This is a genomic window from Pseudoxanthomonas sp. OG2 (genome assembly GCF_014192765.1).
Taxonomy (GTDB): Bacteria; Pseudomonadota; Gammaproteobacteria; order Xanthomonadales; family Xanthomonadaceae; genus Pseudoxanthomonas_A; species Pseudoxanthomonas_A beigongshangi.
In genome coordinates this window covers 1-21,193 of the sequence record NZ_JACHYM010000003.1, presented here as the reverse complement: position 1 = coordinate 21,193, position 21,193 = coordinate 1, and the positions used below count along the sequence as shown (strand labels likewise).

17 protein-coding genes and 2 riboswitches are annotated in these 21,193 nt (G+C 68.7%); of the genes, 7 read left to right on the top strand and 10 right to left on the bottom strand.

The features are described from left to right. Positions 1-3 precede the first annotated feature (3 nt). Positions 4-1,311: an ABC transporter permease gene (locus FHW78_RS19465; RefSeq protein ID WP_141454165.1), complete on the top strand. Its 1,308-nt coding sequence runs from the start codon at positions 4-6 to the stop codon at positions 1,309-1,311. Positions 1,312-1,362: 51 nt separating this feature from the next. Here the strand turns inward: FHW78_RS19465 and FHW78_RS19460 are convergent, their stop codons facing one another. Further along, entirely contained in the window at positions 1,363-2,001 is a 639-nt protein-coding gene (locus FHW78_RS19460) for a nucleotidyltransferase family protein (RefSeq protein WP_183644933.1), read from the bottom strand. After that, positions 1,998-2,963, bottom strand: a complete 966-nt coding sequence (locus FHW78_RS19455; protein WP_183644930.1) for an XdhC/CoxI family protein — start codon at positions 2,961-2,963, stop codon at positions 1,998-2,000. The genes FHW78_RS19460 and FHW78_RS19455 overlap by 4 nt, the downstream gene beginning before the upstream one ends. A 90-nt stretch (positions 2,964-3,053) precedes the next feature. Between FHW78_RS19455 and FHW78_RS19450 the strand changes: the two genes are divergently transcribed. The 4 genes from FHW78_RS19450 (at position 3,054) to FHW78_RS19435 (ending at position 7,642) form a co-directional block, all read left to right on the top strand. Further along, the gene (locus FHW78_RS19450; RefSeq protein WP_183644927.1) at positions 3,054-3,509 is read left to right on the top strand and encodes a (2Fe-2S)-binding protein; all 456 of its coding nucleotides are present in this window, start codon (positions 3,054-3,056) and stop codon (positions 3,507-3,509) included. A gap of 56 nt (positions 3,510-3,565) precedes the next feature. Beyond that, the gene (locus FHW78_RS19445; RefSeq protein WP_343205583.1) at positions 3,566-5,770 is read left to right on the top strand and encodes a xanthine dehydrogenase family protein molybdopterin-binding subunit; all 2,205 of its coding nucleotides are present in this window, start codon (positions 3,566-3,568) and stop codon (positions 5,768-5,770) included. A gap of 10 nt (positions 5,771-5,780) precedes the next feature. Continuing rightward, positions 5,781-6,359, top strand: a complete 579-nt coding sequence (locus tag FHW78_RS19440; protein ID WP_203323431.1) for a hypothetical protein — start codon at positions 5,781-5,783, stop codon at positions 6,357-6,359. A gap of 203 nt (positions 6,360-6,562) precedes the next feature. Next, positions 6,563-7,642 carry an alpha/beta fold hydrolase gene (locus FHW78_RS19435; protein WP_183645096.1) on the top strand — a complete coding sequence of 360 codons (1,080 nt, stop codon included), beginning with the start codon at positions 6,563-6,565 and terminating at the stop codon, positions 7,640-7,642. Positions 7,643-7,666: 24 nt separating this feature from the next. Here FHW78_RS19435 and rarD read toward each other — a convergent pair whose 3' ends face one another. The 5 genes from rarD to FHW78_RS19410 form a co-directional block, all read right to left on the bottom strand. Continuing rightward, positions 7,667-8,584 (bottom strand): EamA family transporter RarD, encoded by a 918-nt coding sequence (rarD, locus tag FHW78_RS19430; RefSeq protein WP_141454171.1) that lies wholly within the window; start codon positions 8,582-8,584, stop codon positions 7,667-7,669. Then, positions 8,581-9,483 (bottom strand): drug/metabolite exporter YedA, encoded by a 903-nt coding sequence (gene yedA, locus FHW78_RS19425; protein WP_183644921.1) that lies wholly within the window; start codon positions 9,481-9,483, stop codon positions 8,581-8,583. Before yedA ends, rarD begins: the two co-directional genes overlap by 4 nt. 267 nt (positions 9,484-9,750) lie before the next feature. Beyond that, positions 9,751-11,943 (bottom strand): carboxy terminal-processing peptidase, encoded by a 2,193-nt coding sequence (locus FHW78_RS19420; protein ID WP_183644918.1) that lies wholly within the window; start codon positions 11,941-11,943, stop codon positions 9,751-9,753. A 193-nt stretch (positions 11,944-12,136) separates the two neighbouring features. Beyond that, positions 12,137-13,168 (bottom strand): lipoyl synthase, encoded by a 1,032-nt coding sequence (gene lipA / locus FHW78_RS19415; RefSeq protein ID WP_183644915.1) that lies wholly within the window; start codon positions 13,166-13,168, stop codon positions 12,137-12,139. Positions 13,169-13,564: 396 nt separating this feature from the next. Beyond that, positions 13,565-15,760 (bottom strand): hypothetical protein, encoded by a 2,196-nt coding sequence (locus FHW78_RS19410; RefSeq protein ID WP_183644912.1) that lies wholly within the window; start codon positions 15,758-15,760, stop codon positions 13,565-13,567. Positions 15,761-15,888: 128 nt separating this feature from the next. On the opposite strand from FHW78_RS19410, the gene FHW78_RS19405 reads away from it, so the two are divergent. Continuing rightward, positions 15,889-17,403 (top strand): acetyl-CoA hydrolase/transferase family protein, encoded by a 1,515-nt coding sequence (locus FHW78_RS19405; RefSeq protein WP_183644909.1) that lies wholly within the window; start codon positions 15,889-15,891, stop codon positions 17,401-17,403. Positions 17,404-18,010: 607 nt separating this feature from the next. On the opposite strand, the gene FHW78_RS19400 is transcribed toward FHW78_RS19405, so the two are convergent. Further along, positions 18,011-18,529 (bottom strand): N-acetyltransferase, encoded by a 519-nt coding sequence (locus FHW78_RS19400; RefSeq protein ID WP_343205585.1) that lies wholly within the window; start codon positions 18,527-18,529, stop codon positions 18,011-18,013. A gap of 58 nt (positions 18,530-18,587) precedes the next feature. Then, a riboswitch (glycine riboswitch) is annotated at positions 18,588-18,680 on the top strand. A 10-nt stretch (positions 18,681-18,690) separates the two neighbouring features. Further along, positions 18,691-18,782, top strand: a riboswitch (glycine riboswitch). Positions 18,783-18,893: 111 nt separating this feature from the next. On the opposite strand from FHW78_RS19400, the gene FHW78_RS19395 reads away from it, so the two are divergent. Next, complete coding sequence (locus FHW78_RS19395; RefSeq protein WP_183644903.1) at positions 18,894-19,511, top strand: trimeric intracellular cation channel family protein; 618 nt, start codon at positions 18,894-18,896, stop codon at positions 19,509-19,511. A gap of 135 nt (positions 19,512-19,646) precedes the next feature. Here the strand turns inward: FHW78_RS19395 and FHW78_RS19390 are convergent, their stop codons facing one another. After that, complete coding sequence (locus tag FHW78_RS19390; protein ID WP_183644900.1) at positions 19,647-20,720, bottom strand: 3-deoxy-7-phosphoheptulonate synthase; 1,074 nt, start codon at positions 20,718-20,720, stop codon at positions 19,647-19,649. A gap of 267 nt (positions 20,721-20,987) precedes the next feature. Next, a partial coding sequence (locus tag FHW78_RS19840; RefSeq protein ID WP_221189082.1) for a hypothetical protein occupies positions 20,988-21,193 on the bottom strand: 206 nt, incomplete at its 5' end.

The following is a 21,193-nucleotide window of genomic DNA, read 5'->3' as shown; positions in this document are numbered from 1 at the left end:
GACATGCCCAACTGGATTGCAAACATCATCTCCGTCGTCGGCCTGGCCGTCTTCCTGGTGGTCTGGATCAACCTGCCGTGGTTCCTGGTACTGGGCCTGGCCGTGCTGCTGGCGCTGTGGCTGCTGCTGACCCGCGGTGGCCGGCTGGCGCTGGCCGCCGCGCGCATCGGCATCAGCAGCCTGCCGCAACGCTGGGGCGCGTCCTCGGTGATCGTGGTCGGCATCGCCGGCGTGGTCGGCGTGCTGGTCGCCATGCTGGCGATGGGCGAAGGCTTCAAGGCCACCCTCAACAGCACCGGCGACGACACCACCGCGATCGTGCTGCGCGGCGGTTCGCAGGCGGAAACCAATTCGGTCATCACCCGCGAACAGGCGCCGCTGCTGTCCAGCCTGCCCGGCGTCGCCAAGGGACCGAACGGCAAGCCGCTGATGTCGGCCGAACTGTCGCAGGTGGTCAACCTGCCCAGCATGGCCGACGGCACCGATGCCAACGCGCAGTTCCGCGGCGTGGGCGAGGAGGCCTGGCTGGTCCGCGACAAGATCAAGCTGGTCGAGGGCCGCAAGTTCGGCGCCGGCCTGCGCGAGATTGTCGTCGGCCAGGGCGCGGCCACCCAGTTCCGCGGCCTGAAGGTCGGCAGCAAGCTCAATCTCGGCAACCAGGAATGGACCGTGGTGGGCCGGTTCGCTTCCGGCGACGCGCACGACTCGGAACTGTGGGGCGACGCGCAGACCCTGTCGTCCACCTACAACCGCAGCGCCTACCAGTCGATCACGGTCAAGACCGACGGCAAGGCCGGCTTCGACCAGTTCAAGGCCGCGGTCGAGGGCGATCCGCGCCTGAAACTGGACGTGGAAACCACCCGCGCGTACTACAGCAAGCAGTCCGGGCAGCTGGCCACGATCATTAAGTGGCTGGGCATCGTGATCGGCACCATCATGGCAATCGGCGCGGTGTTCGGCGCGCTCAACACCATGTACTCGGCGGTGGCCGGGCGCGCGCGCGAAATCGCCACCATGCGCGCGATCGGTTTCCGCGGCCTGCCGGTGGTCACCGCGGTGATGCTGGAGACGATGCTGCTGGCACTGCTGGGCGGCGTGCTGGGCGGCGTGATCGCCTGGGCCATCTTCAACGGCTACAGCGTCTCGACCCTGGGCAGCAACTTCAGCCAGGTGGTGTTCCAGTTCAAGGTCACGCCCGAGTTGTTGTGGAACGGCCTGAAGTGGGCGCTCGGCATCGGCTTGGTCGGCGGCCTGTTCCCGGCGCTGCGCGCGGCGCGCCTGCCGATCACCACCGCATTGCGCGCGTTGTGATCGCATCGGCGTGAACAGGAAAACGGCCGGCGCCTGCCGGCCGTTTTCGTTTCAGGGGGAAGGATCCGGCATCGCGTCCGGAACCGGATCGATCCAGCCACGTCGGCGCGCTTCGCGCAGATCGTCCAGCGTGTCGATGTCGCGGGCCAGTTCCGGGGCGTCGAGCAGGGCGATGTGCTCGTCTGCACGCGCCGCAAGCAGTCCGCGCAGGCCGCGATCGCCTTGCAGTGAGCTTGCCTGCGCCAACAGATCCGCCGGCACCCATGCCGGGACGCCGCGGCCCTCGCCGTGGCGGGTCGCCGCGCAGCCACGGACGATGAAGCCTTCGCGCAACGCGGCCAGGTGCGCCGCTTCCAGCGCCGGCTGATCGCAGGCCAGCAGCAGGCAGGCGGATGACGAATCCGCGCATGTGGGCGCCAGTGTCGCCGCGGCCAGACGCAGGCTGCTCGCCAGTCCTTCTTCCCATTCGGGATTGAACAGGATGTCCGCCGGCAGATCGCGCACCGCCGCGCTCACCGCTTCCGCATGCCCGCCAACGATTACAAGCAGCCGGCGCGGCGCGGTTTCCATCGCCAGCCTGACACCACGACGGACCAGCGTCTCGCCTTCGCGGGTGAGCAGTTGCTTGGGCTGGCCGAGCCGGCGGCTGCCGCCGGCCGCCAGCACCACCGCGTCGTGCGCCGAGGTCATGCCGGTTCGCCGGCCAGCACCGCCTGCAACTGCGCGGCGATGCTGAGCGCGATCGCCTCCGGTCCCTGCCCGCCCAGACGCAGGCCGATCGGCGAGCGCAGGCGATGGCGCAGGCGTTCGCGGGTCGGCGCCGACAGCACCTTGAACAGATCGTCGCGGCGGCGCCCCGGTCCGAGCAGGCCGATGAAGGGCAGCTCGGTTTCGGCCAGCGCCGCCAGCGCCTCGCGATCCAGTTCGAAGTGGTGGTGCATCACCAGCGCGGCCGCATGGCCGTCGGCACGCGCGGCCGCGTCGGTGGGCGACACGTCCCAGGCCAGATCCGCCAGCGCGGCGTGCGGCTGCCAGCGCGGGCGGCGTTCGGCTAGGGTCACCCGCCAGCCCAGTTCGCGCAGCCAGGGCACCAGCAGCGGCGTCTCCGGGCCGGCACCGCAGATCAGCACCTTCGGCGCGGGCCGGATCGCCAGCCCGTAAGCCGGCCGTTGCGGCGTCTCGGCGCCAGCGGTCACCGGCAATCTCCAGTGCGCCTGGCGCGCGCCGATGCCGGCACGCACTTCGCCGCCGGCATCGAAGGACCAATGCAGTGTTTCGCCGCCCCGCTGCCAGTCTTCCAGCAACGCCGCCAAACCTGCCAGCCGGGCCAGCGGCAGCAGCGCCAGGTGCAGGCGTCCGCGGCAGCCGACCGCGGATCCGGACAGCAAGTCCTCGTCGTCGCGGGTGTCGATGTCCATCCAGTCCAGCGCGCCCGCGTCGGCCGCGGCCAGCGCGCGGCGCTGGATGTCCGGCTCCAGGCAGCCGCCGCTCAACCAGCCGGTCTGGCCGTCGCGCGCACTGAACAGGGCCATCGCCCCGGCATGCACGTAGGTCGATCCCTCGGTGTCCACCACCACCGCCAGGCCCGCGCCGGCATCGCCGGTCGCCACGGCCCGCAGGGCGGCTTCCAACACCTTGCGCTGGCTGGACATGGGCCTCCGAAAAAAGTCGCCGGATGTCTTGGCAATGTCGCATCCGCGGGCGTAATGTGCCAACTCCCCAGCCGACGCCAGGGATCGAGCATGAAACTGCACGTGAATGGTTCCGAGCACGAGGTCGCGGCGCCGCCCGACATGCCGCTGCTCTGGGTCCTGCGGGACCTGATGAAACTCACCGGCACCAAGTTCGGTTGCGGCATCGCCCAGTGCGGCGCCTGCACCGTGCACATCGACGGCGTCCCCTTGCGCGCCTGCGTCACCCCGGTCTCCGCGGTGGCCGGCAAGAAGATCACCACCATCGAAGGCCTGTCATCCGACGGACGCCATCCGGTGCAGCAGGCGTGGGCCGAACTGGACGTGGTGCAGTGCGGCTACTGCCAGTCCGGCCAGATCATGACCGCCGCCGCGCTGCTGGCGGTGGTGCCCAGCCCCACTGATCAGGACATCGACCAGGCGCTGGCGGGCAATCTCTGCCGCTGCGGCACCTACCCGCGCATCCGCGCGGCGGTGCACCGCGCCGCGCAGTTGGGCAAGGCCTGATTCCTCTTCCCCCCGCGCCGGACCACAAGGGCCCGGCATCCGATCGGAGAATGTTCGTGGACGCCAAGCCTGCGGATTCCGTCGCTTCCTCTTCCCGCCGCCAGTTCCTCAAGGCCGGCGCCGTCCTCGGCGGCGGCCTGGTCATCGGCTTCATCGTGCCGGCCGCCGGCCGCTTCGCGCTGGCGCAGAACGCCGCCGCCGCGCCGGCCACGGTCGCACCGTTCGCGCCCAACGCCTTCCTGCGCATCGCCGCCGACGACAGCATCACCGTGCTGCTGTCGCACTCGGAAATGGGCCAGGGCATCTGGACCACGCTGCCGATGCTGATCGCCGAGGAGCTGGATGCGGACTGGACGAAGATGAAGGTCGAGCACGCACCAGCCGCACCGGCCTACGCGCATACCGCCTTCGGCATGCAGATGACCGGCGGCTCGACCAGCACCTGGTCCGAGTTCGATCGCTACCGGATGGCCGGCGCCACCGCACGCGCCTTGCTGCTGCAAGCCGCGGCCGCGCGCCTGGGCGTGCCGGTGGCGGAGCTGAAGACCGAGAACGGTGTGGTGGTGCATGGCGACCAGCGCCTGCGCTACGGCGAACTGGCCGACGCGGCCGGGCAGCTGAAGGCGCCGGATCCGAAGACGCTCACCCTCAAGGATCCCAAGGACTGGAAGCTGATCGGCAAGGGCGCCAAGCGCCTGGACACGCCGGAGAAGATCACCGGTCGCGCGATCTTCGGCATGGACGTGCAGTTCGACGGCCTGCTCACCGCGGTGGTCGCGCGCGCGCCGGTGTTCGGCGGCACGGTGAAATCGTTCGACGCCACCGCCGCCAAGGCGGTGCCCGGGGTCCGCAACGTGGTGCAGGTGCCCAGCGGCGTGGCGGTGATCGCCGATCACTACTGGGCCGCCTTGCAGGGCCGCAACGCGCTGAAGGTGGAATGGGATCGCGGCCCGCACGCGGATCTGGACAGCGCGCGGCTGCGCGAACAGTTCGCCACGCAGGCGCGCACGGCCGGTGCGGTGGCGGTGCAGGCCGGCGATGCGGCCGCGGCGATGGCGCAGGCGGCCAAGGTGGTGGAAGTCGAGTACAGCGTGCCCTACCTGGCGCACGCACCGATGGAACCGCTCAACTGCACGGTGAAGATCGACGCCGAAGGTTGCGACATCTGGACCGGCACCCAGTTCCAGACCGTCGACCAGCAGGTCGCCGCGCGCATCACCGGGCTGAAGCCGGAACAGATCCGCATCCACACCACCTTCCTCGGCGGCGGCTTCGGCCGGCGCGCGACGCCGGTGTCGGACTTCGTGTCCGAGGCGGTGGAAGTGGCCAAGGCCGCCAAGGCGCCGGTCAAGACGGTGTGGCCGCGCGAGGACGACGTGCGTGGCGGCTATTACCGCCCGGCCTACGTGCAGCGCGCCAAGGTGGGGCTGGCCGCGGACGGCACGCCGGTGGCCTGGCAGCAGGTGATGGTCGGCCAGTCGATCACCGCCGGCACGCCGTTCGAGCCGTTCACGGTGAAGAACGGCATCGACGCGACCTCGGTGGAAGGCGTGGCCGATTCGCCGTACGTGCTGGGCACGCCCGCGCACCGGGTGGATCTGCATTCGCCCAAGACCGGCATCCCGGTGCTGTGGTGGCGCTCCGTGGGGCACAGCTACAACGGCTTCGTGATGGAAAGCCTGGTCGATGAACTGGCGCACGCGGCGGGGCAGGATCCGCTGGAATACCGCCGGCGCCTGCTCAAGGATCATCCGCGCCACCTGGCCGCGCTGAACCTGGCGGCGGAGAAATTCGGCTGGAGCAAACCGGCGGCGAAGGGACGCGGCCACGGCATCGCCGTGCACGAATCGTTCGGCAGCTACGTCGCGCACGCGGCTGAGGTCTCGGTCGACAACGGCGTGATCAAGGTCCATCGCGTGGTCTGCGCGATCGACTGTGGCCTGGCGGTGAATCCGGACAACGTCAAGGCGCAGCTGGAAAGCGGGCTGGCGTTCGGCCTGGGCGCCGCGCTGCACGGGCGCATCACCTTCAAGAATGGCGAGGTGGAGCAATCCAACTACCACGACTATCCGGTGCTGCGTCTGCCCGAGATGCCGGTGGTGGAAGTGCACATCGTGCCGAGCACGGACAAGATGGGCGGCGTGGGCGAACCCGGTACGCCGCCGATCGCGCCGGCAGTGGCCAACGCGGTGTTCGCGCTCACCGGCCAGCGCCTGCGTGATCTTCCCTTCACCCTGGCCCCCGCGGCCAAGCCCGCCTGAGGATCCGACGATGCGCGCCGCCGCCCTCTTCTTCATCGCCTTGCTGTCGTTGCTGCTGGCCGCCTGCGGCCCGCGCATCAGCGCCGAACAGAAGGCGCAGGCACTGCAAGCCTTCGCCACCGTCGAGCAGGTGTTCCAGCATCCACGTTGCAGCAACTGCCACATTCCCGGCGATCAGCCTTTGCAGTTCGACAGCCAGACCCCGCACATGATGAACGTGGTGCGCGGTCCCGAAGGCAAGGGCGCGCCCGGCCAGCCCTGCTCCACCTGCCACGGCGAAGCCAATCCGCCGGCCGGCTACAGCGCGCACGCGCCGCCGGGCGCACCGCACTGGCAACTGCCGCCGCCGGATCACAAGATGGCCTGGATCGGCCTGCCGGCCCACGAGCTGTGCGCGATGATCCAGGACCGCAAACTCAATGGCGATCGCGACATGCCCGCGCTGATCAAGCACGTCGCCGAGGACAAGCTGGTGCTGTGGGGCTGGAACCCCGGCGGCAACCGTGCCCCGGTGCCAGTCCCGCACGACAAGTTCGTCGCCGCCTTCAAGACCTGGGCCGACGCCGGCGCCCCCTGCCCCTCCCCGTAGAGCCGAGCTCGCTCGGCGGCTTCTTCGCACCATCCACCCGCCGCGCCCTCGCGGCGCGGTGCTCCCTTTCCGGGCCAACCGCCCACCCGCCAGGCAAATCCCGGCTTAACCGTCATCTTTCTGTCATCGTTCTGCGATAGCGGCGACGGCTCCCGCGCCGGTAAGGTGCGCGACCGCTGTCCCTCCCCCCGATGATCGCCATGCTGCTGCGCCTGATCGCGCTGGCCTGCGTCTGCCTGTCGCTGGTCGGCTTCACCACTGCCCATCTGCCCGCCCTGTCGCTGAGCGAACGCCTGGCCGCGCCCGGCGGCGTGTCGCCGCTGCTGCCGCGCGATCGCATCGAGGCGATGTTCGCGCGCCTGCCGCATCGCGAGGGCTTCGTGCCGGTGAATGGCGTGCCGCTGTACTGGCGCGCGCTGGATCCGGGCGACTACGGCCTGCGCTACCGCTATGCCGGCGGCACCGCCGCCAACCGCATGGATTTCCAGCTCGACTTCGACGCGGCGGCCAGGCCGTCCGCGCAGAAGCCGCGCGGCACCGTCGTGCTGCTGCACGGCTGGATGATGGACGGCGGCTCGCTGCTGCCGTGGGCGCTGGAACTGGCCCAGGCCGGCTACCGCACCATCAGCGTGGACCTGCGCAACCACGGCCGTTCCGGCGTCGCGCCGTCCGGCTACGGCACCCGCGAGGGCGAAGACGTCGTGGCGATGCTGCGCGCGCTGCGCGAGCGCGGCGAGGTCACCGGTCCGCTGCACGTGATGGGCGTGTCCTACGGCGCGGCCACCGCCATCTTCACCGCGCGCGATCTCGGCGTGCAGGCCGGCGGCGTGGTGGCGATGGAATCCTTCGACAACGCCGGCAGCGCGATCCGCGACATGGTGCCGCACATGCTCACCCGCCCGGCGTCGAACTGGCGCGATCGCCTGGCCCTGCCGCTGGCGCGCTGGCGCTACAGCGGCGACAGCCTGAACGTCGCCATCGCCCAGGCCGACCGCAAGCTCGGCCTGGATCTGGACAAGGTGGACGTTGGCGCGGCACTGGCGCAGGCGCCGGCCTGCGTACTGCTGATCCATGGCGACGCCGACCGGCACATTCCGGTCGCGCATGGCCGCCTGCTCGCGGCGGCGTCCAAGCGCGCCCGCTACCTGGAAATCCCCGGCGAGGATCACCTGAGCCTGCCGATGCGGCTGGATCGGCTGGCGCCGACGGTGATCGACTGGTTCGAGCGCACGCCGACGGCGACGCCGGCCTGCCCGCAACCGCTGGCACCGGGCGGCGCCTGAGCGCGGCGCATCACTCCGAGCGCGCTACTCGGTGACCGTGGCCGCCACCGGCGGCCGCTGGCGCGAACGCCACAGCCCGTCGCCGGCGAAAATCAGCAGGCCGGTCCAGATCGCGGCAAAGCCCAGCGCCTGCGCCGCGCCGAACGGCTCGCGGAACACGAACACGCCGATCAGGAACTGGATGCTCGGCGCGATGTACTGCAGCAGCCCCACCACCGTCAGCGGAATCCTGCGCACGCCGTAGGCGAAGCCGATCAGCGGAATGGCGGTGACCACGCCGCCGAAGATCAACAGCAGATCGATCTGCCAGCCCCAGCCCTGCAGGAAGCCGCCGCCGTGGCCGTTCTCGCCCCAGGCCACGAACGCCAGCGCCGGCAGGAACAGGTACAGGCTTTCCACGCCCAGCCCGGCCACCGCGTCGACCGCCACCAGCTTGCGCACCAGCCCGTACATGCCGAACGACAGCGCCAGTCCCAGCGCGATCCACGGCGGCGAACCGGCCTGCCAGGTCAGCCAGGCCACGCCGATCAGCGCGAAGCCCACCGCGACCCATTGCAGGCGGCTCAGCCGCTCGCGCAGCACCAGCACGCCCAGCAGCACGTTGAGCAGCGGGTTGATGAAGTAACCCAGGCTGGTCTCGACCACGTGGCCGGCGTTGACCGCCCAGATGTACAGGCCCCAGTTGAACGCGATCAGCAGGCTGCTCAGTCCCAGCGCGGCCAACGCACGCGGCTGGGCGCGAATCGCGCGCAGCCAGCCCAGGCCGTTCTTCAGCACCAGCCAGCCGATCACCAGCAACGCGCTCCAGACAATCCGGTGGGCGATGATCTGGAACGAGGGCACCACCTTGAGCAGGTGCCAGTACAGCGGTACCACGCCCCACAGGACGAAGGTCAGGCTGGTGATGACCAGCCCCTTGCGATCGATACCGTGCTGGCTCACGAGCGCTTCGCCTTCGCCAGGGTGATCACCACCACGCCCAGCAGGATCAACGCCATCGCGCCCAGGTCATGGGCGCTGAAACTCTCATGGGCGATCCACGCGCCCAGCGCCACCGCGATCACCGGGTTGATGTAGGCGTAGCTGCCGGCCACCGCCGGACGCACGTTGTGCAGCAGCCAGACATAGGCGCTGAAGGCGACGATGGAACCGAACAGCGCCAGGTAGCCCACCGCCAGCGTGCCCTGCAACGTCGGCCACTGGGTGAAACGCTCGCCGATCGCCGCGCCCACCACCAGCATGATCACGCCGCCGCACACCATCTGCGCGGCTGCCGACATGAACGGCGACGGCAGATCGCGGCCGCGGCTCCACACCGAACCGTAGGCCCAGGCGATCGGCGCGATCAGCAGCATGATCAGCCCCTTCGGGCTGGCGGTCAGCGCGCTGCCGGAGTTGAGCCAGACCACGCCCAGGAAGCCGATCACGATGCCCGCCCATTCGGCGCGGCTGGGATGCTGTCCGCGCATGGCGCCGAACAGGCCCATCCACAGCGGCATCGAGGCCACCGCGACCGCGGCCAGACCGGAGGACACGGTCTGCTCGGCCACGCACACGAAGCCGTTGCCGAACAGCAGCAGCGCCAGCGCCATGAAGGCCACGTTCTTCCATTGCGCGCGGGTCGGCGCGGCATAACCGCGCCAGCGCAGCACCGCGTACATCAGCGTGCCGGCGACGATGAAGCGGCCGCCGGCCATCAACAGCGGCGGATAGCCGCCTTCCAGGGCCAGGCGGATACCGAGATAGGTGGAGCCCCAGACGACGTAGACCAGGGCCAGGGCGACGACGACGGCGACGCCACCGCGCGCGGGCGCGGCGGTGCTGGAAGCGGAGGAGTTCATGGGGGAGGCGCCAAGCGTATTGACGCTTATTCTAGGCCAGCCCCGACGGCCACGGCGCGACCCCACCGTTGAAAGCTTTCACGGTCCGCCTTTCATCTGGCTCAAGTCTCCCGCCCCATCCTTGTAGGAGCGACATAAGTCGCGACCGTAAACCCCTTCCCCGGCGTCCCGGAAAACAACCCAACACCCCACCCCGCCGCGAGCACCCCCAAAAAAAGCGCGACCCGAAGGCCGCGCTTTTCTCATCTTACAAACCCATGCCCAGCTTCAATCCGCCCAGCGTCCCGGTCCCGTCGATTCCGGCAGCACCTGCGCCGACAGCTTGCGGTCCTGGTTCAACACGCCGATGGCGTCACCCAGGATCGCCGCCGATTCGCGCAGCAGCGGATCCGGACGCTTGTCGACCAGCTTCTCGCGGGCCGCATCCTTGACGATGTCGCGCTCGCTCGCGCCCAGGCCGTCGTCGGCCAGATCGTCGGCCAGCGGATCCAGCGCCAGTCCCAGCGCCTTGCGTTCGGCCTGGCGCGCCTTGAACTGCGCATCCTGCTTCTCACGCTCGGCGCGGCGCTCGGCCTCGTTGAGCGAGACGTACTTCTTGGCCGCCTCGGCACGGAACTGAGCCACGTCCTCCAGCTTCCACTGGAATTCCTTGTCCTTGGCCACGCGCGAGGCGTGCAGGGCTTCCAGCTTCGGCAGCAGCGGCGCGAAGTTGCCGTACTGGGTGTGCGGCACCGCGGCGATGCGGGTCCACGGCAGCGCGTTGTCGTAGGTGCTCTCGCCGTATTCGTTGGCGTCCACGCTCACCGGGAACGCGATGTCCGGCACCACGCCCTTGTGCTGGGTGCTGCCGCCGGCCACGCGGAAGAACTGTGCGATGGTCAGCTTGACCTGGCCGAAGCGCGCGGTCTCGTTGGCCGGCCAGCGATCCAGATCCACCATGTTCTGCACGGTACCCTTGCCGAAGCTGGTCTCGCCGATCACCAGGCCACGGCCGTAGTCCTGGATGGCGCCGGCGAAGATCTCCGAAGCCGAAGCCGAACCGCGGTTGATCAGCACCGCCAGCGGACCGTCCCAGGCCACGCCCGGCTTGCGATCGCTGTTGACGGTGACGCGACCGCCGGACTCGCGCACCTGCACCACCGGGCCCTTGTCGATGAACAGGCCGGTCAGCTCGACCGCCTCGTCCAGCGAACCGCCGCCGTTGTTGCGCAGGTCCATGACCACGCCGTCGACGTCCTGGGTCTTGAACTGGGCCAGCAGCTTGGCGATGTCGCGGGTGGCCGAGGTGAAGTCGTTGGGATTGCGGCGACGCCCCTCGAAGTCCTGGTAGAACGCCGGCAGCTTGATCACGCCGATGCGCCGCTGCGGCTCGCCGTTGGCGGCCGGCAGGGTGATGGTCTCGGCCTTGGCCGCCTGCTCCTCCAGCTTGACCTTCTGGCGGGTGATGGTGACCTGCGCGTGCTTGCCGTCGATGCCGGATTCGACCGGGATGTATTCGATCCGGACCTGGGTGTCCTTCTTGCCGCGGATCTGCGCGACGACATCATCGATGCGCCAGCCGATCACGTCGGTCATCGCGCCGGACTTGCCCTGGCCGACCGCGACGATGCGATCGCCGACCTTGAGCTTGCCGCTCAGATCCGCCGGGCCGCCGGGCACGATCTCGCGGATCGCCACCAGATCGTCCTGCCGCTGCAGCACCGCGCCGATGCCTTCCAGCGACAGCGACATCGACTGGTTGAAGTTCTCGGCGGTGCGCGGGGTGAAGTAATCGGTATGCGGGTCGATCGCGCCGGTGTAGCTGTTGAGGAACGCCTGGAACACGTCCTCGCTCTTGAACTCGTCGACCGTGCGCTGCAGGTTGGCGTAGCGCTTGTCCAGGGTCTTGCGGATGTCCTCGGGCTTCTTGCCGGCCAGCTTCAGGCGCAGCCAGTCGTTCATCACCGACTTCTTCCACAGCGCATCCAGTTCCTCGGTGCTGGCCGCCCACGGGGCGTCCTTGCGGTCGTACTCCCAGCGCTGGTCGCCGCTGAAGTCGAAGTCCTGCTTGAGCAGCGAGCGCGCGTAGGCCACGCGCTGCTGCACGCGCTGGCGGTAGATGGTGAAGACGTCGTAGGCCGGATCCAGTTCGCCGCTGCGGACCGCCTCGCCCATCTGCGCCTTGAGCGGCGCGAACTTGGCCACGTCGGCGGCGGTGAAGAACTGCTTGCCGCCGTCCAGCGCTTCCAGGTAGCGCTTGAAAATGTCCGCCGACAACGTTTCATCCAGCGCGCGCGGGCGGTAGGCGTAGCGGCTGTCGGACAGCAGGCCGTAGACCAGCTTGGAGGTGGTGGCCTGATCCGCGGTGGGCGCGGTCGGCAGCGCGACGCGGTTGTCGCCATCGCCACGCGCCAGCAGCGCCAGCGGCGACGCCAGCGCCAGGGACAGCAGGAAGACGGCGGGGACTTTCTTCACTTTCATCGGGTACTCGCGGCCCGGAGGCCTTGCAGGAGAACGGCGGGGACATCTGACAGCCAGACAGTGCCCAAAGTTGCGGCGCTTGTCATCCCTGTCTTTCGGCAGGCGGATGGGCCTGCCGAAAGAGACCCTAACCCCGGGCCCGTAGAGAAAAGTGAACCTGTTTCGGCTGGCCGTCCGTCGGCCAACCCGCGGTTCAGCCGGCGGCGGCGTTGCGGGCGCTGGCGGCGGCCTCGGCGGCCTGGCGATCGGCGTGGTAGGACGAACGCACCAGCGGGCCGGAGGCGACGTGGCTGAAACCCAGCTCGTTGCCGTAGAGCTCCAGCTCCTTGAACTCTTCCGGCGTCCAGTAGCGCATCACCGGGTGATGGTGCGCGGTGGGCTGCAGGTACTGGCCGATGGTGACCATCTCCACGTCATGCGCGCGCAGGTCGCGCAGGGTCGCCTTCACCTGCTCCATGGTCTCGCCCAGGCCCAGCATGATGCCGGACTTGGTCGGCAGCTCCGGATGCTGCTGCTTGAACTTCTGCAGCAGGGTCAGCGACCACTGGTAGTCGGCGCCGGGGCGCACGTTGGGGTACAGGTCCGGCACCGTCTCGATGTTGTGGTTGAACACGTCCGGCGGATTCACCGCCAGGATTTCCAGCGCCCGGTCCATGCGGCCCTTGCCGCGGAAGTCCGGGGTCAGGATCTCGATGCGGGTGCCCGGCGAATGCTCGCGGATGGCCGCGATGCAGTCGACGAAATGCTGGGCGCCGCCGTCGCGCAGGTCATCGCGATCCACGCTGGTGACGACGACGTACTTCAGGCCCATGTCGGCCACGGTATGCGCCAGGCTGAGCGGCTCGGACGCATCCGGCGGCTTGGGCCGGCCGTGGGCGACGTCGCAGAAGGAACAGCGGCGGGTGCAGACCTCGCCCAGGATCATGAAAGTCGCGGTGCCGTGGCCGAAGCACTCGTGGATGTTCGGGCAACTGGCCTCCTCGCACACGGTGACCAGCCGGTTCTCGCGCAGCTTGGCCTTCAGCCGCGCCACCGAACCGTCACTGGGAATGCGCACGCGGATCCACGACGGCTTGCGCAGCACCGGCGCGTCGGCGAACTGCACCGGCGAACGGGAAATCTTGTCGCCGCCCAACTGCTTGACGCCCGTTTCCAGCGGGGCGGAGGCGGCGGCGGCGGTGGAAACGACCTGGAGGGGAATCTGGCGCGGGGAGGACTCGTTCATGGCGTGAATTCTACGCCTCCCCCACCCCACCGACAGCCGCCCTACCGGAATCCAGCATTGCGGCCACACCGCGCTGTTGCGAATCCCCAATCCCGAATCCCAAATCCCGGGCATAAAAAAGCCCGCAATGGCTAGGCCAGTTGCGGGCTTGCTCCCTCCCCCACGTCGGGATGCGGGGCCATCGTGAAGGAGCGGTTGCGGGGCTTGCACGCTGCACTGCAAAACAAAACCGGGCAGTACATTTGAGCCGGGAACGGGGTTTTTCCGAAAAGCCTTGTTCTGCTTGGATGTTACCGATGCCAGACCAATTTTCGGGCCGATCCTGTAACCGGTTTCACGATTCACACGGCTGAAACCTGAATAGGGGCCAAACCGTTCAACTGCGCAAAACGGTCCTCAACGCAGCAGATCCGGCTGCCCCTGGTACCACTCCCGCGCCTTCACCAGGTGCCAGCGGCGGGCATTGTCCTGCAATTCCAGCCCCGCGCTGAGCACGCCCCAGCGCGCGTAGAGCTGGCCGCTGCGACGCGGGCCCTGCAGGCGCAGCCGGGCCTGCAGGTCGAAACGGTCGTTGTTCGCCTTCACCCGGTCCAGCACCAGCACGTCGTCGCGCCACTGCACGCGGCCATCGGCCTGCGCCTGGCCGGCGTCGACCAGCCGGTAGACCCATTTGGGGTAGTCCTTCTTGCGCGAGAACAGCGCCAGCAGGAAACCCACGTCCTTCATCTGCACCGCCGCGCTGCCTCCGGCGCTGAGCGGGCGATCCACGTCCAGGCGCGCGCGATCCAGCCGCAGCTTCGCCCACCAGCCGCTGCGCGCATCGCCGCCGGGTTCGCGGAAACCGAGGTTGCGGAACTGCACGGTACTGCCGTCGGCGACGAACGCGCGCCGTCGCAGATCCGCGCGGCGCAGGGCCAGGCCGATGTCCACGTCGCCACGCAGATCGATTCCGGCCAGATGCATGCGCGCGCCGCGCCCGGTGATGCGCAGGCGGCCGTGGCCGACATCGCCGGCGGTATCCAGCGACAGATCGCCGCTGAGGAAACCGGCGCCGCCGTCGAAGCGCATGTGCCGGCGCGGCAGGTACGGGTTGTAGACGCGCAGGTCCGGCACGTTGGCGTTGTCGAACACCACCCGCCCGCGCATCGCGTTGCGCAGGTCCTGCAAGGGGCCATCGGCGTTGAGGAACAGGCGCAGGTTGCGACCCTGCACATAGGGACGCTGCGGTGCGCGCACCGAGGCGACATGGAACTGCTCCATCACCGCCTGCAGGCGCGGCACCAGTTCGCCCTTGGGACCGGCGTCCAGGCGGATATCGGCGTGGGCGCGGCCGCGGATGCGGTTGCCCATCACATCGGCCACCGCGTCCACCTCCGGCACGCCGATGCGGCTGCCGGCGGCCAGTTGCCCGTTCACCACCTGCACGTCGGCATCCACGTCCCCCGCGCCTTCCAGTTGCAGCCACGGCGTCCGCGGAAACAGGCTGGTGATCCAGTGCAGCGAGGAGAACCGCCAGCGCCCGACCACGTGCCCGGACGCGCGCGGCAGCAGCGAGGGGAAATCTCCCAGCGGAAGCTCGCGCCCGCGCAGGCGCAGATCCGCGTCCACCGACATCCGGCCCTGGGCGAGCGGCGGCGCCTTCACCTTCAGCGCGATGTCCTGGCGATCCACCGCCAGCGCGATGCCCAGCGCGTCGGTGCGGGAGACGCCGGATGCGTCGCTGCCGCCGATCGGCATGCTCCATTGCAGGCGGCTGCCCGGCGCGAGCGCGCCCCTGGAGAAACCGAGCTCGATATTGGCCTGGCCGCGCCCGGGCACGAGCGCGAGGGTGACGCCGCCCGGCACCGGAGTGACGTCGATGGCGCTGGTGATGCCGCGCAGCTTCAGCCGCGCGTCGGTCTTGAGCAACTTGCGCAGGCCCGGCGCCTCCTCGCGGCGGTGCCTGGCGATCGCGAAGGTGGCGTCCAGTTCCGCCTCGCGCAGCACCTCCTCGCCATCACGGGCCAGGCGCGCCTTGCGGAACGCCGCGCGCGAGGGCAGCAATTCCATTGGCCCGCCGCGAAGTTGCTTGACGAAACCGACCTGTGCGCTGCCTTCACCGTCCAGGCGCAGGCCGTCGAACTCGCCGCGGGTCAGGCTGTCACTGGCGATGCGATCGAAGCGCAACACCCAGCCGCCATCGCGCGGCGGCGGCACCGGCAGTTCCCGTTCGGCGCGATGGACGCCGCCGCTCACGCCGTCGGCCTGTACCCACGGCACGTGCAGTTCCCGCCGTAGCAGCGGCCACAACGCAATCTCGCCCTGCACCGCGCTGGCCTGCGCCTGCCAGGCGATGCGCCGCACCTGGCCCTGCAGTTTCACCTCGCGCAGGCTGACCCGTCCGGGCCACCAGCTGTGGCCGCCGGCCCAATGCATCTGGAATTTCTCCGGCTTGCGGTTGAGCGTGCTCTCGCCCAAAGCGGTGTTGATCCACAGATTGGCCGCGGCCAGGTACAGCGCGTACAGCGCCAGCAGGGCCAAGGCCGCGCGCAGCAGCCAGCGGCGTGTGCTGCTCCAGCGGGGGGCGAGCCCGGAAATCGACGTCCTGTTCATGCGCACAGCATGCCCGAACCACGGGACACGAAACATCGCATGCGGTGTATTCCCCGATCGTCTTGGCCCCCGGGCCGGGCCCGCGGGCGATAATGCGCGCTTTCCGCTTTCTGGTTCCGCTCCCCCGCATGTCCAGCGACCGTATCCGCCATCCGCGCCTGCGCGCGCTCGCCGTTTCCGCCGAAGAAGCCGCCGCGCACATCCAGCCCGGCGAGACCGTGGCCATGAGCGGATTCACCGGCTCGGGCTATCCGAAGGAAGTGCCGCTGGCACTGGCGGCGCGGATCGACCGTTGCCACGCGCAGGGCCAGGGCTTCCAGATCCGCCTGCTCACCGGCGCGTCCACCGCGCCGGAACTGGACGGCGCGCTGGCCAAGGTCGACGGCATCGCCCTGCGTTTGCCGTTCCAGAGCGATCCGGACACCCGCCAGCGCATCAACGCCGGCACCCTGGAATACCTCGACACCCATCTGAGCCACGTCGCCCAGCACACCTGGTTCGGCTTCTACGGCGAGGTCGATACCGCGGTGGTGGAAGTGTCGGCCATCCGTGAGGACGGTGCGCTGGTGCCGTCCACCTCGGTGGGCAACAACAAGACCTGGCTGGATCTGGCGCGCAAGGTGATCGTCGAGGTCAACGACTGGCAGCCCGAAGGCCTGGACGGCATGCACGACATCTACTACGGCACCGCGCTGCCGCCGCACCGCAACCCGATTCCGCTGATCCATCCGGACGATCGCATCGGCGACACCGCGCTGCGCTGCGACCCGGACAAGATTGTCGCGGTGGTGCGCACCCACGGCCCGGATCGCAACAGCCCGTTCAATCCGGCCGATGCGACCAGCGAACGGATCGCCGCGCACCTGATCGAATTCCTGCAGCACGAAGTGAAAAAGGGCCGGCTGCCGCCCAACCTGCTGCCACTGCAATCGGGCGTGGGCAACATCCCCAACGCGGTGCTGGCCGGCCTGAGCGCCAGCGGCTTCCGCGACCTGACCGCGTTCACCGAGGTCATCCAGGACGGCATGCTGGACATGCTGCGCGATGGCGTGCTGCGCAGCGCCTCGTGCACCGGCTTCGCGCTGAGCCCGGAAGCCAACGAGGTGTTCAAGCAGAACATCGGTTTCTACCGCGAGCGCATCGTCATGCGCACGCAGGAAATCTCCAACCATCCGGAACTGGTGCGCCGGCTCGGCTGCATCTGCATGAACGGGATGGTGGAAGCGGACCTGTACGGCAACGTCAATTCGACCCACATCATGGGCTCGCGCATCCAGAACGGCATCGGTGGCTCCGGCGACTTCGCCCGCAACGGCTACCTTTCGATCTTCCTCAGCCCCAGCACCGCCAAGGGCGGCAGCATCTCCTCGCTGGTGCCGATGGTCAGCCACGTGGACCACACCGAACACGACGTCTCGATCATCGTCACCGAACAGGGGCTTGCGGATCTGCGCGGCCTCTCGCCCAAGCAACGCGCGCGCGTGCTGATTGCGCAGTGCGCGCATCCGGACTACCGCGACGCGCTGACCGACTATTTCGAACGCGCCCTGCATGCCAGCTATGGCCGCCACACCCCGCATCTGTTGCCCGAGGCACTGTCGTGGCACCAGCGGTGGCTGGACACGGGCAGCATGAAGACCTGAAAGAGCAAGCGCTTTTCAACAGCCGCATGGCTGATCAATCCCCCTCGGTCCCCCTTCTCCGAAGGGGGAGGTAAAAGCAGAAGTCGCAGCATCGATAGCCCCCTTTTTCAAAGGGGGCGGGCACCTGCGCAGCAGGTGACGGGGGATTTGCTTTTGGCGCCAAAAGCAAATCCCCCTCAGTCCCCCTTCTTCGAAGGGGGAGGCATAAGCAAAGGCGCCACATCGATAGCCCTCTTTGCAAAAGGGGGCGGGCACCTGCACAGCAGGTGACGGGAGATTTGCTTTTGGCGCCAAGAACAAATCCCCCTCAATCCCCCTTCTCCGAAGGGGGAGGCAAAAGCAGAAGTCGCAGCATCGATAGCCCCCTTTAACAAAGGGGGCGGGCGGCCGCGTAGCGGGCGACGGGGGATTTGCTGTTGTCGCCAAGAACAAATCCCCCTCAGTCCCCCTTCTTCGAAGGGGGAGGCATAAGCAAGGCGCAACATCGATAGCCCCCTTTGCAAAAGGGGGCGGGCACCTGCGCAGCAGGTGACGGGGGATTTGCTTTTGGCGCCAAGAACAAATCCCCCTCAATCCCCCTTCTCCGAAGGGAGAGGCAAAGCCAATGTCAGTCCCGCGCGGTTTCCGTCGCCTCGAACGCCACGCTGTACGCCACCGGCCCCTGCGGCCGGCTGCCATCCAGGGTCAACGCCATGAAGTATTCGGCCGGTGCGCCCTCGTAACGCAGCTCGGCCTCGTTCGCGAAACCGAAACGCGCGTAATACCCGGGATCGCCCAGCACCACGCAGCCGCCCGCGCCGGTTTGGCGCAACCGGGCCAGGCCGGCTTCGATCAGCGCGGCGCCGATGCCGGCGCCCTGGCAGTCCGGCGCCACCGCCACCGGCCCCAGCCCATACCAGCCGGCCGCGCCATCGCCGATGGCCACCGGTGAAAACGCCGCATGCCCGATCACCCGCCCATCCTGTTCCGCCAGCAGCGACAGGGTCAGCTCGTCGCGCGCGCGCAGCGCGTCGACGATCGCCGCCTCGGTGCCGCTGCTGTGTTCGGCGCCGGCGAAGGCTTCCGTGATCAGGGCGCGGATGGCGGTCAGGTCGGCGGGGGTTTCGGAGCGCAGCGCGTAGGCGATCATGGGGACAGGCAGGCCAGTGGAGCCGGTATTTTCACATCGGTCTCTGCTAAAGTGCGCGCCAGATGCAGGAGAGCGGAGCCGCACGGCTCCCGCCGAAGGCGCAGGCTCCCATAATCGCTCAGGCCCGGTTGCTGGACGCAACCATCCACTGCATCCACCCACGCCGATCTGGAGAGAGGTCTTCGATGACCCGCCGAAGGGGCAAGCGGCCCACGCCGCCGAACTCTCAGGCAAAAGGACAGCGGGAGCGGCACCGGATTCCGGTCATGAATTGAGTGTTCCGTCCCACGCGCCCTCCGCGCGTGGACCGCGTGCGCGCAATTCCCGCCGGTTCCGGCCACCTCCCGCCGGAACCTTCCCCATGCTACTGTCCCTGATCTACCTCGTCGCCATCACCGCCGAAGCCATGACCGGCGCGCTATCCGCCGGCCGTCGGCGGATGGACCTGTTCGGTGTCGTCATCATCGCCTCGGTCACCGCGCTCGGCGGCGGCTCGTTGCGCGACATCGTGCTCGGCCACTACCCGCTGGGCTGGGTGAAGCATCCGGAATACCTGGGCTACACGATTGGCGCGGCCATCGTCGCCACCTTCGTCGCCCGCTGGATGCATCATCTTCGCCAGGCGTTCCTGTGGCTGGATGCGCTGGGCCTGGTCGCCTTCACCCTGATCGGCTGCGCGATCGCGCGCGAGGCCGGGCACGCGCCGGCCATCGTGGTGATCGCCGGCATGCTCACCGGCACCTTCGGCGGCGTGCTGCGCGATGTGCTGTGCAACGAGATTCCGCTGGTATTCCAGAAGGAACTGTATGCCAGCGTCTCGCTGCTGACCGGCGCGGCGTATCTGCTCCTGCTGCACGCGGGCGTGAATGAGTCCACCGCCACCCTGGGCTGCCTGGGCGGTGGCTTCCTGCTGCGGCTGCTGGCGATCCGCTACAACTGGGACGTGCCGAAGTTCGTCTATCGCGGCGAAACGCACTGATCGCATCGGGCGATGCGGGCATCCCGCGATGGCGCTCCGCGCAGGAGCGGCCCCGGGATTGCGCCGACGATCCGGAGAGAGGGGAACGGATCGCCGTCGCGCCCGGGCCGCTCCTGCGGCCCTCCACGATGCGGACTAGGCCGCCTGCGACACGTTGCGCTCGCGGCGGCGGCGCACGGCGGTGGCCAGGCGTTCCAGCACGGCCACCGACGCGTCCCAGCCGATGCAGCCGTCGGTGATGCTCTGTCCGTAGGCCAGCGGCTGGCCCGGCACCAGATCCTGGCGGCCGGCGACCAGGTGGCTTTCGATCATCGCGCCGATGATGCGGGTCTCGCCGGCCTCGATCTGCGCGGCGATGTCCTCGATCACGCGCGGCTGGTTTTCCGGATCCTTCAGGCTGTTGGCGTGGCTGGCGTCGATCATCAGGCGCGGTGCCAGGCCCGCCTTCGCCAATACCTGGCTGGCCGCCTCCACGCTGTCGGCGTCGTAGTTCGGCGCCTTGCCGCCGCGCAGGATCACGTGGCAATCCGGGTTGCCGGTGGTGGCGGCGATGGCCGAGCGGCCTTCCTTGGTGACGGCCAGGAAATGATGCGGATGCGAAGCCGCGTTGACCGCGTCGGCGGCGATCTTCACGTTGCCGTCGGTGCCGTTCTTGAAGCCGACCGGACACGACAGGCCCGAGGCGAGTTCACGGTGGATCTGGCTCTCGGTGGTGCGCGCGCCGATGGCGCCCCAGGCGACCAGATCGGCGATGTACTGCGGCGAGGTGGTGTCCAGGTATTCGCAACCGGCCGGCAGGCCCAGGCGGTTGATGTTGCGGAGCAGGCCGCGTGCCAGCCGCAAGCCCTCGTTGATGCGGAAGCTGCCGTCCAGGCCAGGGTCATTGATCAGGCCCTTCCAGCCGACCGTGGTGCGCGGTTTCTCGAAATACACGCGCATGACGATTTCCAGCTCTCCGCCCAGCGCATCGCGCAGCGGGCGCAGGCGCTGCGCGTATTCCATCGCGGCGATCGGGTCGTGGATGGAACATGGGCCGATCACCACCGCCAGGCGATCGTCGCGGCCATGCAGGATCGCGTGCAGCGCTTCGCGGCTGCGGCTGACGGTTTCGGACACGGCTTCGTCGCAGGGCAGTTCCGCGATGACCTCGGCCGGAGGCGTGAGCGGTTCCAGCTTGCGGATGCGCAGATCGTCGGTGTGGGGCGCCATCGGGAAATCTCCAGTTCGTTGTCTGTGTGCGATGTCGCCAGCCCTGGAAGCAAAAAAGCCGCCAGGTTCGCTGGCGGCTTTCGGGAATGCGTCTGAATGTTTCTTCAGGGTGAGCGCAGTCCTTCCTCCGCCAGCGGCATCGGAAAGTAGTACCAAAAGTAAAAGCTGGCGCGGGCTGCGTTCATTGGTTTGCATTGATAGCACAGCTTTGCCGCAACGCAAAATGTTTCATTTGCAAGCACCCGCCCTCTCCTTGTGGGAGCGACGTCAGTCGCGAGCCTTCCGTTCATCATTCGGGAAGGGCAGAGGCGCCGATGGCAAAAGCTCGCGACTGACGTCGCTCCCACAGGAGAGGAGGTTGCCGGGCCCAAAGAAAAGCCCCGCCTTGCGGCGGGGTTTTTCGTCTTGCGGGTTTGCCTGGAGGGCCGGATCAGAAATCCATGCCGCCCATGCCGCCCATGCCACCGCCCGGC

What these genes read in the sequence shown, in the direction of transcription:
- lipA (WP_183644915.1), bottom strand. Translation starts at nt 13,168, where the DNA reads ATGAACGAGTCCTCCCCGCGCCAGATTCCCCTCCAGGTCGTTTCCACC.
- FHW78_RS19390 (WP_183644900.1), bottom strand. Translation starts at nt 20,720, where the DNA reads ATGGCGCCCCACACCGACGATCTGCGCATCCGCAAGCTGGAACCGCTC.
- FHW78_RS19410 (WP_183644912.1), bottom strand. Translation starts at nt 15,760, where the DNA reads ATGAACAGGACGTCGATTTCCGGGCTCGCCCCCCGCTGGAGCAGCACA.
- FHW78_RS19465 (WP_141454165.1), top strand. Translation starts at nt 4, where the DNA reads ATGCCCAACTGGATTGCAAACATCATCTCCGTCGTCGGCCTGGCCGTC.
- FHW78_RS19460 (WP_183644933.1), bottom strand. Translation starts at nt 2,001, where the DNA reads ATGACCTCGGCGCACGACGCGGTGGTGCTGGCGGCCGGCGGCAGCCGC.
- FHW78_RS19405 (WP_183644909.1), top strand. Translation starts at nt 15,889, where the DNA reads ATGTCCAGCGACCGTATCCGCCATCCGCGCCTGCGCGCGCTCGCCGTT.
- FHW78_RS19395 (WP_183644903.1), top strand. Translation starts at nt 18,894, where the DNA reads ATGCTACTGTCCCTGATCTACCTCGTCGCCATCACCGCCGAAGCCATG.
- FHW78_RS19440 (WP_203323431.1), top strand. Translation starts at nt 5,781, where the DNA reads ATGCGCGCCGCCGCCCTCTTCTTCATCGCCTTGCTGTCGTTGCTGCTG.
- FHW78_RS19450 (WP_183644927.1), top strand. Translation starts at nt 3,054, where the DNA reads ATGAAACTGCACGTGAATGGTTCCGAGCACGAGGTCGCGGCGCCGCCC.
- FHW78_RS19455 (WP_183644930.1), bottom strand. Translation starts at nt 2,963, where the DNA reads ATGTCCAGCCAGCGCAAGGTGTTGGAAGCCGCCCTGCGGGCCGTGGCG.
- yedA (WP_183644921.1), bottom strand. Translation starts at nt 9,483, where the DNA reads ATGAACTCCTCCGCTTCCAGCACCGCCGCGCCCGCGCGCGGTGGCGTC.
- FHW78_RS19420 (WP_183644918.1), bottom strand. Translation starts at nt 11,943, where the DNA reads ATGAAAGTGAAGAAAGTCCCCGCCGTCTTCCTGCTGTCCCTGGCGCTG.